General features: G+C 55.9%; 18 protein-coding genes. 4 read left to right on the forward strand and 14 right to left on the reverse strand.

Annotation, left to right across the window (positions count from 1 at the left end):
- Positions 1-13: 13 nt before the first annotated feature.
- A complete protein-coding gene (gene yciA, locus FA91_RS09725; protein WP_034919181.1) occupies positions 14-448 on the forward strand; it encodes an acyl-CoA thioester hydrolase YciA in 435 nt (144 codons plus the stop codon).
- 148 nt (positions 449-596) lie between these two features.
- On the opposite strand, the gene tonB is transcribed toward yciA, so the two are convergent.
- Positions 597-1,328: a TonB system transport protein TonB gene (gene tonB / locus FA91_RS09730; protein WP_034915151.1), complete on the reverse strand. Its 732-nt coding sequence runs from the start codon at positions 1,326-1,328 to the stop codon at positions 597-599.
- A gap of 203 nt (positions 1,329-1,531) precedes the next feature.
- On the opposite strand from tonB, the gene FA91_RS09735 reads away from it, so the two are divergent.
- Entirely contained in the window at positions 1,532-1,828 is a 297-nt protein-coding gene (locus tag FA91_RS09735) for a YciI family protein (protein ID WP_034915153.1), read from the forward strand.
- Positions 1,829-1,858: 30 nt separating this feature from the next.
- On the opposite strand, the gene FA91_RS21010 is transcribed toward FA91_RS09735, so the two are convergent.
- Positions 1,859-2,029: a YciY family protein gene (locus tag FA91_RS21010; protein WP_152601416.1), complete on the reverse strand. Its 171-nt coding sequence runs from the start codon at positions 2,027-2,029 to the stop codon at positions 1,859-1,861.
- 141 nt (positions 2,030-2,170) lie between these two features.
- Between FA91_RS21010 and cls the strand changes: the two genes are divergently transcribed.
- Positions 2,171-3,631 (forward strand): cardiolipin synthase, encoded by a 1,461-nt coding sequence (cls, locus tag FA91_RS09740; protein WP_034915156.1) that lies wholly within the window; start codon positions 2,171-2,173, stop codon positions 3,629-3,631.
- 36 nt (positions 3,632-3,667) lie between these two features.
- Positions 3,668-3,991 (forward strand): HI1450 family dsDNA-mimic protein, encoded by a 324-nt coding sequence (locus tag FA91_RS09745; protein ID WP_034915159.1) that lies wholly within the window; start codon positions 3,668-3,670, stop codon positions 3,989-3,991.
- On the opposite strand, the gene FA91_RS09750 is transcribed toward FA91_RS09745, so the two are convergent.
- The 12 genes from FA91_RS09750 to FA91_RS09805 form a co-directional block, all read right to left on the reverse strand.
- Entirely contained in the window at positions 3,915-4,985 is a 1,071-nt protein-coding gene (locus FA91_RS09750) for an oligopeptide/dipeptide ABC transporter ATP-binding protein (protein WP_051937122.1), read from the reverse strand. The two genes, FA91_RS09745 and FA91_RS09750, sit on opposite strands and share 77 nt — an antisense overlap.
- The gene (locus FA91_RS09755) at positions 4,976-5,974 is read right to left on the reverse strand and encodes an ABC transporter ATP-binding protein (protein WP_034915162.1); all 999 of its coding nucleotides are present in this window, start codon (positions 5,972-5,974) and stop codon (positions 4,976-4,978) included. Before FA91_RS09755 ends, FA91_RS09750 begins: the two co-directional genes overlap by 10 nt.
- Positions 5,971-6,918, reverse strand: coding sequence for an oligopeptide ABC transporter permease (opp4C, locus tag FA91_RS09760; protein ID WP_034915164.1), 948 nt, complete (start codon positions 6,916-6,918; stop codon positions 5,971-5,973). The genes FA91_RS09755 and opp4C overlap by 4 nt, the downstream gene beginning before the upstream one ends.
- Before the next feature lie 2 nt (positions 6,919-6,920).
- Complete coding sequence (locus tag FA91_RS09765) at positions 6,921-7,877, reverse strand: ABC transporter permease (protein ID WP_034915166.1); 957 nt, start codon at positions 7,875-7,877, stop codon at positions 6,921-6,923.
- Positions 7,878-7,923: 46 nt separating this feature from the next.
- Positions 7,924-9,585, reverse strand: coding sequence for an ABC transporter substrate-binding protein (locus tag FA91_RS09770; RefSeq protein ID WP_231566802.1), 1,662 nt, complete (start codon positions 9,583-9,585; stop codon positions 7,924-7,926).
- Positions 9,586-9,781: 196 nt separating this feature from the next.
- Positions 9,782-10,783 (reverse strand): murein tripeptide/oligopeptide ABC transporter ATP binding protein OppF, encoded by a 1,002-nt coding sequence (gene oppF / locus FA91_RS09775; protein ID WP_034915169.1) that lies wholly within the window; start codon positions 10,781-10,783, stop codon positions 9,782-9,784.
- Positions 10,780-11,793 (reverse strand): ABC transporter ATP-binding protein, encoded by a 1,014-nt coding sequence (locus FA91_RS09780; protein ID WP_034915172.1) that lies wholly within the window; start codon positions 11,791-11,793, stop codon positions 10,780-10,782. Before FA91_RS09780 ends, oppF begins: the two co-directional genes overlap by 4 nt.
- A gap of 11 nt (positions 11,794-11,804) precedes the next feature.
- Complete coding sequence (gene oppC / locus FA91_RS09785) at positions 11,805-12,713, reverse strand: oligopeptide ABC transporter permease OppC (protein ID WP_034915177.1); 909 nt, start codon at positions 12,711-12,713, stop codon at positions 11,805-11,807.
- A 14-nt stretch (positions 12,714-12,727) separates the two neighbouring features.
- Positions 12,728-13,648 (reverse strand): oligopeptide ABC transporter permease OppB, encoded by a 921-nt coding sequence (oppB, locus tag FA91_RS09790; protein WP_034915180.1) that lies wholly within the window; start codon positions 13,646-13,648, stop codon positions 12,728-12,730.
- Between the two features lie 83 nt (positions 13,649-13,731).
- Complete coding sequence (oppA, locus tag FA91_RS09795; protein ID WP_034915182.1) at positions 13,732-15,363, reverse strand: oligopeptide ABC transporter substrate-binding protein OppA; 1,632 nt, start codon at positions 15,361-15,363, stop codon at positions 13,732-13,734.
- Between the two features lie 136 nt (positions 15,364-15,499).
- Positions 15,500-17,134 carry an ABC transporter substrate-binding protein gene (locus FA91_RS09800; protein WP_051937126.1) on the reverse strand — a complete coding sequence of 545 codons (1,635 nt, stop codon included), beginning with the start codon at positions 17,132-17,134 and terminating at the stop codon, positions 15,500-15,502.
- 603 nt (positions 17,135-17,737) lie between these two features.
- Positions 17,738-18,385, reverse strand: a complete 648-nt coding sequence (locus FA91_RS09805; protein WP_034915185.1) for a YchE family NAAT transporter — start codon at positions 18,383-18,385, stop codon at positions 17,738-17,740.
- Positions 18,386-18,592: the final 207 nt, after the last annotated feature.

An 18,592-nucleotide genomic window follows, 5' to 3' on the forward strand; every position in this document is an offset into this window, starting at 1 on the left:
AAGCAAAATGATGATCGATAACAAAAATCGTGCGCCGCAGGGTGAAATGGTGCTGAGGACGCTGGCGATGCCCGCTGATACCAATGCCAACGGCGATATTTTTGGCGGCTGGCTGATGTCGCAGATGGATATGGGCGGCGCCATTCTGGCGAAAGAGATTGCCGGTGGGCGCGTGGTGACGGTACGTGCGGACGGCATGACCTTTCTGAAACCGGTAGCGGTAGGTGACGTAGTGAGCTGTCACGCGCGCTGTATTCGCACCGGCACCAGCTCGATAACCATTAATATTGAGGTATGGGTAAAAAAAGTGTCGTCGGAACCGATTGGTCAGCGTTACTGCACCACCGAAGCGGTGTTCGTTTATGTTGCCGTTGATGATAAAGGCAAGTCACGCCCGCTGCCTGCGGATAAGAGCCACTTTCAGTCAGACGACGAAGCACAGGCCTGAACCGGGCCGCGCAACAGTGCTATTGGAGAGTCGTTCAGGGTAAAGAGTAAAGCGGCACGCGCCCTTGACGGCGCGTGCCGGACAGTCAGGGATGGCGTTTTGCATCTTTACGATTGCCCTGCCAGACACGCCTCCCCGCCGTTTTTATTTACCCGACGCTTGCGCCGCCGTTGAGACGGAACATAATATTCATCGTCAGGTTCTTGCCAGGTTTACCGGGTTCATATCGCCACTGTTTCATCGCAGCCTTCACCTCGCGCTCGAACATATTGCGCGGTTCGGCGGAGAGGATGCGGACGTTATCAACGCGGCCGGAATCATCAACGTCATACTGCACCCGCACGCGTCCTTCCATGCGCAGCGCCTGCGCGCGCGCCGGATAAACCGGTTTGCCGACGTTAAGCGCTTTTGGCCCGGTTGGCGGCGCGACTGAAGACCCCTGCGCGGTTTTCGGCGCGGTGGAAGGCTTAGGCGCGGGTTGCTTGTTTTCATTGAACGGCGATGCCGGACGCGGCTCCTCGCGCGGTTTTACCTGCTTCTTCGGCTTGACCACCTCTTTCTTCACCGGTTTCGGTTTTGGTTTTGGCTCCGGTTTCGGAATGGGCACCGGCACCGGCTTCGGCGGTTCGGGAACCGGCTCTGGCTCTGGCTCAGGTTCTGGCACCGGTTCCGGTGCGGGCTGAGGAGCAGGCTGCGGCTCCGGCTGTACCTCCGGCGCCACCATTGAAACGCTGATAGGCTGAGACGCTTTTGGTACTTCCACAACCTGGTGATAAGAGGCGTAAAGGATCCCGCCAATCGCCACCACATGCAGCGCAACGGAGCCCAGCATCGGTAACGAAATACGTCGGGGTAAAGAGGGTTCAGTCAGCGTCGTCATAATCTTTCTACAGCAAAAGTGAAGGTGTAAGTTTAAATGCAAATAGCAATCAGTTTCAACAACCACGCATAATAAGGTGATGGTTTTTGTTCTTAATCGCTTTTTCACCGCGGCTGTATCTCTGAGCGGCGCTTTTCGTTTGCAGAATCCCTGTCAATAACTTAACGTGAAGCCAACTTTTTGAGCGGACAGGAGTATAACAGGTGCTTTACGTAATCTATGCGGAAGATAATGCAGACTCACTGGAAAAGCGCACCTCGGTGCGTGCGGCGCATCTGGCGCGCTTACAGCTGCTGCGAGACGAAGGCCGCCTGATCGTTGCCGGCCCGATGCCGGTGGTTGACAGCAACGAACCCGGCGCGGCGGGCTTTAGCGGCTCCACCATCATTGCCGAGTTTTCTTCGCTGGAAGAGGCGCAGTCCTGGGCGCAGGACGATCCCTATATCGCCGCTGGCGTGTATAAGCAGGTGGCGGTCAAACCCTTCAAGCGCGTTTTTTAAGCCATCAGTTGCGCAGCCTGCCGGATGGGCTCAAAGCTGGTTAATAAACAGGACAGAGCGACGATGCTGCTGGTTTAACGTATGACGGATAAGATGCATCCGTCCGTAGCGTTTGGATTGCGCTTCCAGCCAGCGTGTCCGGCGACGTTGGGCCTGACGCTGCATTCTCCAGCGCGCGACTTCATTGCGGCTTCGTCTCATCTCTTCTTCCTGCTTTAAAAAAATGGCGGCGTATTATAACGCCTCAACGCCGTAACTGAGGTCCGATGACTTAAAGGTTTCGCCTGCCGTCATCTGCACGTACACTCCTTCTATCTAAGAGAGAACCGGATTTCCCACACCATGACGACGTTTTATACCCTGCTCAGCTGGCTTCTTGTTTTTGGCTACTGGCTGCTGATCGCTGGCGTTACGCTCAGGATCCTGATGAAGCGTCGGACGGTGCCGTCCGCCATGGCCTGGCTGCTGATCATCTATATTTTGCCGCTGGTGGGGATCATTGCCTATCTCTCGTTTGGTGAGCTGCACCTCGGCAAACGTCGCGCCGAACGCGCGCGCACCATGTGGCCTTCAACGGCACGATGGCTGACCGATTTAAAATCCTGCCATCAGATCTTCGCCCATGAAAACAGTGATGTGGCGCGCTCGCTGTTTCAACTGTGTGAGAAACGTCAGGGCGTGGCGGGCGTTAAAGGCAACCAGCTCCAGCTGCTCACCTCTACCGACGATACGCTGACCGCGCTGATCCGCGATATCCAGTTAGCACGTCACAATATCGAAATGGTCTTCTATATCTGGCAGCCCGGCGGCATGGCCGATGAGGTCGCTGAGTCGCTGATGGCGGCGGCGCGGCGCGGCGTGCACTGCCGCCTGATGCTTGATTCAGCGGGCAGCGTGCAGTTCTTCCGCAGCCGCTGGGCAGGCATGATGCGCAACGCCGGGGTCGACGTGGTGGAGTCGCTAAAGGTCAATCTGCTGCGCGTGTTTTTGCGCAGGATGGATTTGCGCCAGCATCGCAAGGTGGTGTTAATCGATAACTATATCGCCTACACCGGCAGTATGAACCTGGTCGATCCGCGCTATTTTAAACAGGACGCCGGCGTCGGGCAATGGATTGACCTGATGGCAAGAATGGAAGGCCCGGTCGCCACCACCATGGGCATTATCTACTCCTGCGACTGGGAGATCGAAACCGGCAAGCGCATCCTGCCGCCGCCGCCGGATCCCAATATTATGCCGTTCGAGCAGGAGAGCGGACACACCATCCAGGTGATTGCCTCCGGGCCTGGCTTCCCGGAAGACCTGATTCACCAGGCGCTGCTGACGGCGGTGTATGCCGCGCGCGAGCAGTTGATCATGACCACGCCCTACTTTGTGCCAAGCGACGACCTGCTGCACGCCATCTGTACCGCCGCGCTGCGCGGCGTTGACGTCAGCATCATCGTGCCGCGCCATAACGATTCGCTGCTGGTCGGCTGGGCCAGCCGGGCGTTTTTTGCCGAACTGCTGGAAGCCGGGGTAAAGATTTATCAGTTTGAAGACGGCCTGCTGCACACCAAAAGCGTACTGGTGGACGGTCAGCTCAGTCTGGTCGGCACGGTGAACCTCGATATGCGCAGTCTGTGGCTCAATTTTGAAATCACGCTGGTGATTGACGACGACGGTTTTGGCAGCGATCTGGCGACCGTTCAGGACGACTATATCGCCCGTTCGCGTCTGGTTGACGCCCGGCGCTGGGCGAAGCGCGCGTGGTGGCAACGAATTGTTGAACGACTGTTTTACTTCTTCAGCCCGTTGCTGTAAAACGTGCGGAAATGACCCGGCCCGATGGAAAACGTTATGGATTTAAACAATCGCCTTACAGAAGATGAAACGCTGGAACAGGCCTACGATATTTTTCTTGAGCTGGCCGCTGATAATCTCGATCCGGCCGATATCATTCTGTTCAATCTTCAGTTTGAAGAGCGCGGCGGCGCGGAACTTCACGATCCGGCCGAGGACTGGGCTGAACACGTTGATATTGACCTGAACCCGGACTTCTTCTCGGAAGTGGTCATCGGCCTGGGCGATGCAGACGGCGAGCCTATTAACGATGTCTTTGCCCGCGTGCTGCTGTGCCGTGAGAAAGATCACAAGATTTGCCATATTCTGTGGCGCGACTAGCCACGCGTGCAACGGTCAACCGGGAAGCGTCGCCCTGTACGTTATGGCAGGCCACGCGATGACCGCTCTCTTCAACCTCACGCAACAGCGGTACCTCCACCCGACAGCGCGCCGTGACATACGGGCAGCGCGTATGAAAACGGCAGCCGGCTGGCGGGTTTGAAGGATCCGGAATTTCCCCACTGACCACGGCTACCGGTTCACTATCCGGATCCAGCGTCGGCACCGCCGCCAGCAGCGCCTGCGTGTAAGGATGGAGAGGCTGGCGAAACAGCGCATCACGGCTTGCCGTCTCCACCAGTTGCCCCAGATACATCACCGCCACGTCATCACACAGATGTTCCACCACGCCGAGATCGTGCGAAATAAACAGAAAAGTGACGCCAAAATCATCCCGCAAATCGGCAAACAGATTGATGATCTGCGCCTGGATCGACACATCCAGCGCCGAAATCGGCTCATCCGCCACAATAAAAGCCGGTTTCAGGATCAATGCGCGCGCAATGCCGATGCGCTGGCGCTGACCGCCGGAAAACTCATGGGGAAAGCGATCGTAATGCTGCGGCGCAAGGCCGCAAATATTCATCACCTCCAGCACCCTGTCGCGCAGTTCGGCGCGGGTGCAGCGTTTATGCTCGAGCAGGGCTTCACCGATGGCATCGCCAATCCGCAGGCGTGGATTGAGCGAACTGTAGGGATCCTGAAACACCAGTTGGATCTCGGGCCGTAGCGCTTTCATCTGCTTTGGCTTCATTGCGTGCAGATCTTCGCCGCGAAAAATCACCCGCCCCGCCGTTTTATCATGCAGCCCCAGCAGCGTGCGGCCTACGGTGGTTTTACCGCTGCCCGATTCTCCTACCAGGCCAAAGATGGTGCCTTTACGAATGGCAAAGCTGACGTCATCCACGGCGCGCACCTGGCCAGTCTCCTGTCCAAACAGGCCATCACGAACCGGAAAATACTTTTTCAGCCCGTCCACTTCAATCAGATACATGGTGTCGCTCCTGCGGCAAGCGCGGCGGGGCCGGACCAGAAACAGGCGACCTGCCGCTCGTCGCCGATGAGTGGCGGAACGCCCGCGCGACAGCGCTCGGTGGCGCGTTCGCAGCGAGCGTAAAACGCGCAGTATGGCGGCAGCGCCGCCAGATCGGGCACCTGGCCGGGTATTGAGTAGAGGCGACGGCGACGCTCTCCCGGCTGTGGTTTTGCGGCAATCAGCCCTTGCGTATAAGGATGCAGCGGATTGCGCAGCACCTCCGCCGTGGTACCCTGCTCAACGATCCTGCCGGCGTACATCACCACCACCCGCTCGGTCATCTGCGCAATCACCCCTAAATCATGCGTAATAAGCATCAGCGCCATCGCGTGCCGCTGCGCCTGCTCGCGCAGCAGCCGCAGAATTTGCGCCTGAACGGTGACGTCCAGCGCAGTGGTCGGCTCGTCGGCGATCAGCAACGCGGGCTGACAGCTCAGCGCCATCGCGATCATTACGCGCTGCAACATGCCGCCGGAAAGCTGGTGAGGATAGCTGCTCATCAGGCTTTCCGCACGGGCCAGGCCCACGCTGGTCAGCATTTCCGTCGCCAGCGCCCACGCCTTCTTCGGCGATTCGCCGCGATGGAAAATCAGCGGCTCCACCAGTTGTTCGCCAATGGTAAGTACCGGATTGAGCGCCGTCATCGGTTCCTGAAAGATCATCGCCATCTGGTTGCCACGCAGCGCCGCCCGCTCTCTGCCGCGCAGTGCCAATACATCGCGGCCCTGAAAGAGAATTTCACCGCCGTCGATGCTCGCCGACCGGGGCGGCAACAGCCCCATCAGCGACATTGCGGTGACGCTTTTTCCGCAGCCCGACTCACCCACGATACCCACGGTTTGTCCGCCCCGCACCTCGAAAGAGAGATCCTGCACGGCGCGAACCCGTCCCTGTTCACTGGCAAAAGAGAGGGAAAAGTGATTAAAACGCACCAACGGCTGCGTCATCGTCTGCTCCGTTTCATTTTAGGATCGAGCGCGTCGCGCAGGCCGTCGCCAAGAATATTAATGGCAATGACGGTAATAAAAATCGCGATGCCCGGCGGCATCCACAGCCAGGGGCGGCGCTGAAAATCGATCAGGCTGTTCGCCGCGTCCATCATGTTTCCCCACGAGGGCATGGGCGGCACCACGCCCAGCCCGAGATAGCTGAGCGCCGATTCGCTGAGGATGGCATTCGCCACCGCCATCGTCGCCATCACCACCAGGATCGGCACGGTATTGGGCAGCAGGTGACCGAAAAGGCGGCGGCGGGATGACAGACCCAGCACCTGCGTCGCTAACATAAACTCGCGCTCGCGCAGCGAAAGGATCTGCCCGCGCACCAGGCGCGCCAGTTTTGGCCACTCCAGCACACTGAGCATGACGATAACCATCCAGACGCGCGACTCCGGCGAGAAGTCCAGCTCGGCGAGCATCGCCCCCATGACAATCAACAGCGGCAACGACGGAATGGTCATCACCAGATCGGCAAAGCGCATGATCAGTTTGTCCGTGAGGCCGCCCACATACCCGGAAATGGCGCCGAAGAGATAGCCGAGCGTGACCGACATCAGCATGGTCAGCAGGCCGATAATCAACGAAATACGGCCCGCCAACAGCAGGCGCGTGTACACGTCGCGTCCCAGAAAGTCTGTGCCAAGCCAGTGTTCCGCGCCGGGTGGCTTATTAATCATCAGCGCATCGGTGGCGTCGTCACGCCACGGCGAGAAGTATGGCCCAACCATACACCAGACGGCCATCACCAGCAGTACAACCAGGCAAAGCATGGCAAGCGGGTTGCCGCGCAGCGCGCGCACTGCCTGCCGCCAGGGTGACGGTGTCACCTGCGCCAGCGCCGGAATCTCCGCCTTGCGCAAACGGCGTTGGGTGGAAAATAACGTTCGCAACATCTTCATGCCACCCGAATACGCGGATCGGCCCAGGCGTAAAGCACGTCGGCCAGCAGATTGCCCAGAATGGTCAGCACCGCAAGAAACAGCGTAAAACCCATCAACACCGGATAGTCACGCGCGGCCAGTGAGTCAATATGGATATGTCCGGCGCCGGGCCAGTTAAAAACTTTCTCGGTGATCAGCGCACCGGAAAACAGCCCCGGCAGTTCAAAACCGAGCAGTGTGATAATGGGCAGAAGCGCATTACGCAGCGCATGTTTGAAAATCACCCTGCCTTCGCGCAGCCCTTTGGCGCGCGCGGTACGGATAAAATCCATCCGCACCACGTCAATCATGCTGGCGCGGAAATAACGCGTCAGGCTACCGGCCTGCAACATCACAAGCGCCAGCACCGGCAGGATCAGATGTGCCGCCACCTGCATGATATACGCCCAACCGCCTTCATCGCTGCCGATGTTGGTCATGCCGCCGACCGGCAGCCAGTGCAGATCGACGGCAAACCACTTAATCAGCAGCAGGCAGAGGAAAAAGGTCGGAAACGACATGGCGGCGAAAATCACCACGCTGACCAGGTGATCGAACAGCGATCCGGGTTTCATCGCTGACACAACACCCACCGTCAGCGCAATCCCCCAGTAGAAAACCAGTGCGACGCTCGCCAGCAGAAAGGAGTTCCAGATGTACTGATTCAGCAGCTGGCTGACCGGGATCTGGTATTGCAGCGAATAACCCAGATCGCCCTGCATTAACTGCCAGAGCCAGTGCAGGTAGCGCGTCAGCAGCGGCCGATCCAGGCCGTAGAGCGCCTTCAGTTCAGCGGCGCGCTGCGCGGTCAGCGTAATATTGCCATCAATAAAATCGCCGGGCGTTTTTGCAAACAGCAGGAAGATAAGCAGCGACGCAAGCAGCAGCATCGGCAGGGTTTGCAGCAGACGACGCAGAATGAAATTTCTCATCACGTTCTCGGTGCCGCCGCGAGGTCATCGCGGCGGTCAGGGCTGGTTATTTAACGATGTTGACATCCGGCAGGCTGCCGGTCAGGCCGTTGTAGATATCCGGCCTGAAACCGGTGACTCTTGCGCTGCTGGCCGAGAGAATTTTACGATTGGCAAGCAGAATGACCGGCGGATCGTTTGCCAGCACCTGGTAGAGTTGATGATAGATCGGTTTTCGCTTCTCAATATCTGACGTGGCGTTGCCTTCATTGATCAGCCTGTCGACTTCCGCATTGTGATAGCCCTGAACGGCGGCTTCGGTGCTGTAGAAGTCCCATACGCCATCGTGCGGATCGTTGAGCGTGCTGGTGCTGAAGGAGGCCAGATCGTAGTTGCCCGCCTTACGCTGTGACATCAGCGCATTGAAGTCCACCACCTGTGGCTTAAGCAGCACGCCAATCTGCCGATAGTTCTCTTTGGCAATCGGGATCAGCGCGTCATTCAGCACCTTCTTGCTGACCAGCAGCGACAGTTCAAGCCGCTTACCGTCTTTAACCCGGATGCCGTCTGCTCCCACCTTCCAGCCTGCCTCATCCAGCAGCTTTTTCGCCTGCGCCGGATCGAAGGAGTAAGGATTTACGCCCTGCGTATTGTAAGCCCAGGAGATGGGCGCGATGGGTTCCACTGCCACGCTGCCGTAACCCTGATAAACCACGCTGACCAGCTTCTGGCGGTCGAGGCCATAAATCAGCGCCTGACGCACGCGAACATCCTGCAAGGCCGGACGCTTCAGATTGAACTCAACCTTACTGTAGTCGCTGGAGCCGTAGAGATTGATATTGGCGAAGCCGAGGAGTTTGAGCTGTTCAATATCATCCGGCCGCGAGGTAAACGCATCGTAATCGGTGTCACCGGTTTGAAATAACTGGAAATTGGTTGACGGATTGGTGACGCGATAAATAAATCGCGGCGTGGGCGGTTTACCACGATAGTAGTGGGCGTTGGCATGGAAACGGATCTCCTGGCCGGGAATATATTTATCGTAGATATAAGGGCCATTACCGAGCGGTTTACCGTGCAGCGTGCGCAGGTAATCCAGCTCTCCACGCTGATAGCCGCGGCCGTAATACGCTTTCGACAGTACCGGCCCGCCGATCTTTTGCAAGGTGGTGGCGCCCGGCTGCGTGGTGGTAACCTGTAAGGTAAGTGGATCGATAACCTTCAGTCCACTGACGCTGTCGGCCTTACCCTGCTTGTACGCGTCGCCACCGGCGATATGCGCCAGAGTGATGTCGGTATCGCCATCATACTTCGGATCGTAGAGGACGGTCAGCGTGAAGGCGACGTCTTCAGCGCTGAGCGGCGAGCCGTCGCTGAAGGTTAAATCAGGGCGCAGTTTTATCGTCCAGGTTTTGCCATCATCGCTGACCTGCCAGCTCTCCGCCAGGCCCGGCACAAGTTTGCCGTGGCTGTCCCAGTCGATCAGCCGTGCGAAGATCACATTGGTGACGTTTTCATCCCAGCCGTTAACAAAGAAATAGGGATTAAAGATGCCCTGCGGTTCGGAGATACCGGCGATAACCGTATCCTTACGCAATTTTGCGGCAGCGGGAACCTGGCTGGCGTCGGTTGCCGGTGTGATACCTTCCTGAAGCAGTTCGTCCGCAAAAGCGAAAGATGAACAGACTATCGCGCTGGTCAGCAGTGCAGCGCTCACGGCCACGCGCAGAGGCGTGGCGAAAAACGGAATTGATAACGTGGCCAAAAACGATCCCTCATCCAATGGTAATAATCAGCGAGAGAGTAAGGTCATTCACAGAGGCTGTCTAACAACGAAAAAGCATGTTCTTCGACGTTAATGTGCTAAAGGCAAGAAAGATATTGACGAAAAAAAAGGGCGCTGCCGCGCCCCTTCACTAACGCTGTTAAAGCGGATCGACCTTCAGGCAGGAAACCGCGTGACGGAAGCTTCCTTCCAGCAGCGGGCGGGTTTTGGCACACTCCGGGCCGGCAATCGGACAGCGGGTGCGAAAGACGCAGCCCGAGGGCGGATCGATCGGTGAAGGCAGCTCGCCCTCCAGCAGTTGGATGACTTTGTTCTTCTCCAGATCGGGATCGGGAATTGGCACGGCGGACATCAGCGCGCGCGTGTAGGGATGCTGCGGATTCTGATACACCTCATCGTAGGTGCCCAGTTCCACGGCATGCCCCAGATACATCACCAGCACGCGATCGGAGATATGTTTTACCACCGCCAGATCGTGAGCGATAAAGATCAGCGACAGCCCCATCTCCCTTTGTAGTTTCTGCAACAGGTTCACCACCTGCGCCTGAATGGAGACGTCCAGCGCCGAAACCGGTTCATCACAGATGATCAGCTTAGGCTCGAGAATCAGCGCACGCGCAATACCAATACGCTGGCACTGGCCGCCGGAGAACTCGTGCGGATACCGGTTGATCAGGTTTGGCAGCAGCCCCACTTTCATCATCATCGTCTTCACCCGCTCTTTTACTTCCAGACGCGGCATTTTTGGATGATAGGTGCGTAGCGGCTCGGCGATGATGTCGCCAATGGTCATGCGCGGGTTCAGCGAGGCGAGCGGATCCTGGAAAATCATCTGAATATCGCTGCGTGCGCGCCGCCACTCCTCTTCGCTCTGGCCCAGCAGATCGCGGCCAAGCCAGGCGACGCGTCCGTCGGTCGCCTTCACCAGCCCGATAATGGCACGCGCCAGCGTCGACTTGCCGCAGCCGGATTCACCCACCACGCCCAGCGTTTCACCCTCATAGAGGCGCAGGCTGACGCCGTCCACCGCCTTCAGCGTTTTTGACGGCTGCCAGAACCACTGCTTACCGTCTTTGATATCGAAATGCACCTTCAAATCGGCGATTTCTAACAGGACTTTTTTCTCAGCTACCGCGCTCATACCAGTTCCTCCGCGGGTTTAAAGCAGGCACGCAGGCGCCCTTCGCCAAACGGCGTCAATGGCGGCATGGTCGAGCAAATCTCCATCGCGTGCGGACAGCGCGGCTGGAACGGACAACCCTTCGGCAGGCGCAGCAGGTTCGGCGGATTGCCGGGAATGGTAGTCAGCGACTCGCCTTCCGCATCCAGGCGCGGCACTGCGTTGAGCAGGCCGATGGAGTATGGGTGCGTTGGCTGATAGAAAACATCGCGCGCACGGCCATATTCCATGGTGCGCCCGGCATACATCACCAGCACCTGATCGCAGATACCGGCGACCACGCCGAGATCGTGGGTGATCATGATAATCGCGGTGTTGAACTCTCTTTTCAGGTCGTTCAGTAGCGTCATGATCTGCGCCTGCACCGTCACATCCAGCGCGGTAGTGGGCTCATCGGCGATCAGCAGTTTAGGCCGACAAAGCAGCGCCATCGCGATCATCACGCGCTGACGCATCCCGCCAGAGAACTCATGCGGATACATCTTCATCCGCTTGCGCGCTTCGGGCATTTTCACCGCGTCCAGCATCCGTACCGATTCGTCGAAGGCCTGGGCGCTGTTCATGCCTTTATGCAGTTTCAGCACTTCCATCAGCTGCTCGCCCACCTTCATATAGGGATTCAGCGAGGTCATCGGATCCTGAAAAATCATCGCAATCTGCTCGGCACGCAGTCTGTTCAGCTTGTTCTCCGGCAGGTTGAGAATTTCTTTGCCCTGGAACACCGCCGAACCACCAATGCGACCGTTGCTCGCCAGCAGGCCCATCAGGGCGAAAGCGGTCTGCGATTTACCGGAACCGGATTCGCCGACGATCCCCAGCGTTTCGCCCGCGCTCAGGCCGAAGTTCAAATCGTTAACCGCCGTCACGTCGCCGTCCGGGGTGGAAAAGGTGACGCGCAAATCCCTGACGTCAAGTAGCCGGTCGCTTCCCGCGATTTTCGCCAGTGCTGGCTGTTGTTCAATTACGCTCATCGGGAAACTCCTTAACGATCTTTCGGGTCGAGGGCATCACGCATACCGTCGCCAATAAAGTTGAAGCAGAACAGCGTGACGACCAGGAAACCTGCCGGGAACAGCAGCAACCACGGCGACACTTCCATTGAGTTGGCGCCGTCGCTGAGCAGCGCGCCCCAGCTGCTCAAAGGCTCCTGCGTGCCCAGCCCCAGAAAGCTGAGGAAGGATTCAAACAGGATCATGCTGGGCACCAGCAGCGAGGCATAAACCACCACTACACCAAGCACGTTCGGCACGATATGTCGCAGCACGATGCTGACGGTGGAAACGCCGCCGACGTGCGCCGCTTCAATAAACTCCTTGCGTTTCAGGCTCAACGTTTGGCCGCGCACGATACGCGCCATATCCAGCCAGGAAACCAGACCGATGGCAACGAAGATCAGCAGGATATTGCGGCCAAAGAAGGTCACCAGCAGGATAACGAAGAACATAAAGGGAAAGGAGTTGAGGATCTCCAGCAGGCGCATCATTACCGAGTCGGTTTTGCCGCCCAGATAGCCCGCCAGCGAGCCGTAAAGCGTGCCGACCAGTACCGCTACCAGCGCGGAAGCAATGCCGACCATCAGTGAAATACGTCCGCCAATGGCCACACGCACCAGCAGGTCGCGCCCGGAGGAGTCGGTGCCGAAGTAGTGTTTAGAGATCATATCCGGCGGTGCGGACATCATTGCCCAGTCGGTATCATCGTAGGTGAACGACGACAGCATTGGCGCGAAAATGACAAACAGCGAAATCAGAACCAGCACAATCAGGCTGGCCAGCGCCGCGCGGTTATGGATAAAACGACGTCGGGCATCCTGCCACAGGCTCCGCCCTTCCACTTCCAGCTTTTCGCTGAAGGCGTCGAGAGCTTCGCTATTCTTTTTACTCAGGATCATGGCGAGCTCCGATATCAGTAGCGAATTTTTGGATCGATGACGGCATAAAGCACGTCAACAATGGCGTTGAACAGAATGGTCAGCACGCCGACCAGAATGGTCAGGCTGAGCACCAGCGAATAGTCGCGGTTCAGCGCGCCATTAACAAAAAGCTGACCAATGCCCGGCAGGCCATAAATGGTTTCAATCACCATCGAGCCGGTGATGATGCCGACAAAGGCCGGGCCGAGGTAAGAGAGCACCGGCAGCATGGCGGGCTTCAGCGCATGGCGCATCACAATACGTCGCATCGGCAGCCCTTTGGCCCGCGCGGTGCGAATAAAGTTGGAGTGCAGCACCTCAATCATCGAGCCGCGCGTGATACGCGCGATACTGGCGATGTAGGCCAGCGACAGCGCCACCATCGGCAGGATCATGAACTTCGCTTCACCACCGTTCCAGCCACCACCGGGCAGCCACTTCAGCGCAATCGCAAATATCAGCACCAGCAGCGGTGCAACCACAAAGCTCGGAATGACCACCCCGGTCATCGCCACGCCCATTACAATATAATCCCAGGTACTGTTCTGCTTTAACGCCGCAATCACGCCGGCGGTGACACCGAGGATCACCGCCAGAACAAAGGCGGCCAGTCCCAGCTTCGCCGAAACCGGAAACGCATGCCCCACCAGATAGTTGACCGAATAGTCTTTGTATTTAAACGACGGGCCGAAATCCCCTTTTGCCAGCTGCAACAGATAGTCGCCGTACTGTTTCAGGATCGGATCGTTGAGGTGATATTTCGCTTCAATATTCGCCATCACTTCAGGCGACAGCGTGCGCTCGCCGGTAAAAGGGCTGCCGGGCGCGAGGCGCATCATAAAGAAGGAGATCGTAATAAGAATGAGTAGCGTCGGGATCGCTTCCAGAACGCGACGCAGAATAAACTTTAACATTGCCCATACCTGCTGGCTTGTGCCTCAGCACTGCTCAAAATAGACACGCCGGGAAGCGGTGAACCGCCTCCCGGTTTTTGCCATTAGTGTTTAATAATATAAAGATTTTTGTCGTACACGTTGTCCAGCGGATCTTTACCGGTATAACCGCCTACGTACGGTTTCACCAGGCGGGCGTTAACGTAGTAGTAAACCGGAACGATAGTGGAGTCTTTATCCAGAATCTGTTCGGCTTTGGCGTAAAGATCGCTACGCGATTTGTCATCGCTGGCCTTCGCAGCATCGGCAATCGCCTTATCGAACTCAGCCGATTTGTAGTGCGAGGTATTGTTGCTGCTGTTAGAGGTCATCGTGTTCAGGAATGAGGTTGGCTCATTGTAGTCCGCACACCAGGCCGCGCGGGATACATCAAAATTGCCCTGATGACGCGTATCGAGGAAGGTTTTCCACTCCTGGTTGTTGAGCTTAATGTTAACACCGAGGTTTTTCTTCCAGATCGACGAGGCGGCGATAGCCAGCTTCTTGTGCAGATCGGAGGTGTTGTACAGCAGTTCAAAAGTCAGCGGCTTGTCGGCGGTATAGCCCGCTTCCGCCAGCAGTTTTTTCGCTTCTGCGTTGCGTTTTTCCTGCGACCAGCTGAACCATTCCGGTTTAACCAGATCGGCGCCGTCGGTGGCCGGTGGCGTATAGCTGTAAGCAGGCAACTGGCCCTGCGCCAGCACTTTATTGACCATGATATCGCGATCGATACCCAGCTTCAGGGCAGCGCGAACGCGTGGATCGGTAAACGGCGCTTTCTGGTTGTTGATTTCGTAGTAATAGGTGCAGAGGTAAGGATCAACATGCAGCTCTTTCGGGTTGTCGCGCTGAAGCTTTTTGAACAGCTCGATAGGCATATTGTTGTAGGTCATGTCGCTGCCGCCGCTGCTGAAATAGCGGTTAACATCGCTGACTTCAGAAGGGATCGGCAGGAAGGTCACCTTATCCAGCTTGGTGTTGGCGTTATCCCAGTATTCGGTGTTGCGCACCAGCTCGATACGTTCGTTAATCACGTGAGATTGCAGTTTAAAGGCGCCGTTGCCCACCCAGTTTTCCGGCTGGGTCCATTTTTCACCGGCCTTGTCGATGGCAGGTTTGTAAACCGGCGACATTGACGGGTGAACCAGCAGCTTGAAGAAGTAAGGCACGGATTCGCTCAGCGTGACTTCCAGCGTGTTGGCGTCAATCGCTTTCACACCCAGCTGATCGGGGGTTTTCTTGCCGGCGATGATGTCATCAATATTCAACAGGTGACCGTATTGCAGGTAGCTGGCATAAGGCGATGCGGTTTTCGGATCGGCCAGACGCTGCCAGCTGTAAACGAAATCCTGAGCGGTAACCGGCTCGCCGTTAGACCATTTGGCATTTTTACGCAGGTGGAAAGTCCAGACTTTACCGTCTTTGTTTTCCCAGCTCTCCGCCACGCCAGGGATCGGATGCCCCTGCTCATCACCGATAACCAGCCCTTCCAGCAGGTCGCGGTTGACGTTGGATTCCGGCACGCCTTCGATTTTGTGCGGATCAAGAGACTGCACTTCGTCGCCGTTGCCTTTTACCAGCTCCTGTTTTGCCGCCAGCTCAACGCCCGCAGGCACGCTGGCCGCTATCGCCAGATTTCCCGCCAGCGCGGTCATAACGCCAAGCGCAATCAGACTTTTTTTCGTGATGTTGGTCATTATTTACCTACTCCAGTTTTTATCATTGCCAATGTGGTCAAAATCATCAGCGTCCCCCCGTTAACCGGGCAGCCCACCGCGACGGAACGACGTCGCATCGGGCCGGTTTTACCCAAGCCAGAAATACTCCAAATCGTTAATGCTGTTCAATATAAAAATATTTGATATCGGTCAGATCCTGCGGATCTTTACCGGTAAATCCACCCACCCAGGGCTTCACCAGACGCGCACTGACGCGATAGTAAACCGGTACGATAGCCGAGTCGCTGTCCAACTGCCGCTCTGCCTGTTGGTAAACGTCCTCGCGCTCTTTATCCGAAACCTGAAGCGACTTCGCCATCAACGCGTCAAACGCCTTGCTGTTATAAAAGGCGGTATTGTTAGTCGAAGTGCTCAGCATGCTGTTAAGAAAGGTGGAAGGCTCGTTGTAATCGGAGCACCAGGTGGCACGCGCCACGTCGAAATTGCCCTGATGACGCGTGTCCAGCATGGTTTTCCACTCCTGATTATTCAGGGTGACGCTGGCGCCCAGATTCTTTTTCCACATAGAGGCGGCGGCGATTGCCTGCTTTTTATTCACGTCAGAGGTGTTGTAGAGCAGAGTGAAACTCAGCGGCTTATCAGCCGAATAGCCTGCCTCTTCCAGCAGCTTACGCGCCATCTTATTGCGCTGATCCTGGCTCAGTGCCAGCCACGCCGGCGCCGTCAGGTGCGCACCGTTGATAAACGGCGGCGTAAAGCCACCCGCCGGAATTTGCCCCTGCCCCATGATTTTTTCAGTGATGATGTTGCGATCGAGCGTCAGTTTAACCGCCGTGCGCACGCGTGGATCGTTAAACGGCGGGCGCTTATTGTTTAGCTCATAATAAAAGGTGCAGAGCAGCGGATTGATACGCACCTGTGTCCCTAAGGTCTTTTTCAGCGTGGCGAACATCTCCGGCGGCAGCACGCTGTTGGTCATATCAATTTCACCGCTGCGAAAGCGATTCACGTCACTGGTTTCTGAGGTGATCGGCAGGAAGGTTGCGCGGTCAATCACCGTTTTCGCATTGTCCCAGTAGCGTGGATTGCGCTTAAGCACCAGCTTTTCATTGATCACCCATTCGCTGAGCGTATAGGCGCCATTGCCCACATAGTGCTCTGGTTGCGTCCATTTATCGCCCCATTTTTCCAGCACGGCGCGGTTAACAGGTTTCATTGCGGTATGTGAAGCCAGCGCAATGAAATAGGGAACGGGCTCGCTGAGGGTCACCTGAAGATGATGGTCGTCCAGCGCTTTCACGCCAAGCGCGTCGGGCGGCTTCTTGCCTGAAAGAATATCGTCAATATTGTCGAGATGAGCATATTGCAGATAGCTGCCGTAAGGCGAAGCGGTTTTTGGGTCTGCCAGTCGCTGCCAGCTGTAAACAAAATCCTGCGCCGTCACCGGTTCGCCATTCGACCACTTAGCGTTATCACGCAGTGTGAACGTCCAGACTCTGTTTTCCTCATTGCTCCAGCTTTCGGCGACGGCAGGCACAATCTTACCGTTGTTGTCACTGGTCACCAGTCCTTCCAGCAAATTAATAATGATATTGCTTTCCGGCACGCCCTCAACTTTTTGCGAATCGAGCGATGAAACTTCTCCGCCGTTATTAATGACGATTGACTGAGCCGTTGCCAGCGTCGTACCAGCAGGTACGGTGGCGGCGGTGGCACACCCGATAAAAGTGCCCAGCGACAACAGCAGCGCCTGTGACAGGTTCGGACAACGAAGCGGGAATGGTTTCATCAATTAACCTGTGTGAGTGGATCTGAATGCAGATCGTTAAAGCTGACCTTTTTGCACATCCGATGCCAGTTATCAGGAAGGCCACCGAAAATTATCAGAATGAAAATTTAATCGCCAAAAAAAATAGCAAAAATGTTAACTCTTTCTCTTTTATCATGAGTGCTCGTTAATCGAAAGCATTATTTAAATCAAAAAATTAACGACTATCTCGTTGAAATGTAGATGTTTATAAACGGAAACAGGCAGGTAATTACGCAGATAGCCTTCAGGGTGTTCATTAACCAGGCGAAATCGCTGTATAAACAGGCTTTATGGCGCAAAAATTCAGCTATCGAAGGGTAAGCAGCATGTAACACCGCACAGACGCTGCCATATCGCATTTTTTTCTTGTGAAGATCGTAACATTTAAAAGTTATATCGCTGATTACTTTAATTTTACAGTAATTACATTAATGACACCGCTTCGCTGTTAAGTTTTGCGAATAACAAGCACCATAAAGGTGCAAACGACCCATTTAATGCACCAGATAAGCGCATTGATCGTTTGCTGATAAAAAAAAGCGCAGGATATGCGCTTTTAAAAGGTTTATTCGGTGCAATTCTTTATGCGGCAAGACCAGGAAAGAGCGTTCGCATGCCCGTCACAACAAATTCAATGCCCAGCGCCATCAACAACAGCCCCATAATGCGGGTAATGACGTTGATACCGGTTTGACCCAACACGCGCACCATCAACGGCGCGGCGCGGAACAATACCCAGCAGCTGAAAGCAAACAGCGCAATCGCCACGCTGAACCCCAGAAGATTTTGCCAGCTATGATAGCGCGTGCTCCAGACAATGGTTGAGCTGATCGCGCCCGGCCCCGCCATCAGCGGTAGCGCCAGCGGGACCACGCCGATGCTTTCTCTGATCGCCGTTTCTGATTTTTCCTGTTTGTTCTGTTTGTCTTCGCCTAATTTGCCGCTAATCATCGACATGGCAATCGTCACTACCAGAATGCCGCCGGCAATGCGAAACGAATCAATGGAGATACCAAAAATATGCAGGATGCCATCCCCCAGAAAAAGCGACGTCCAGAGAATAATGGCAACGGAAAGATTAGCGGTCAGGTTGGTTTTGTTACGCGCAGCCGGCACCTGATAGCTGGTCATGCTGATGAAAACAGGAATTATTCCTATGGGATTCACTAAAGCAAACAGACCAATAAAAAATTTAATATAGCCGGAGAGGTCTAAAAGTGCCGGGTTCATGCAGGCTCCTGGGGGTAGTTTCTGGCGGCTAATTTAATGTAAAAGTCGTGCGCTTACCAGCGCCACTCACTGGAATATTTACCTGGATTTTTGCCACCGCGGCAGCGATAAATACCACTCATTCCCTTCACACCCAGTAAAAGCCACTTAACAATTCCTTACAGGAATAACCAATCTGAATCATCTTGCCAACACACGGCGTAAACA

Source organism: Erwinia sp. 9145, from assembly GCF_000745075.1.
Taxonomy (GTDB): Bacteria; Pseudomonadota; Gammaproteobacteria; order Enterobacterales; family Enterobacteriaceae; genus Erwinia; species Erwinia oleae.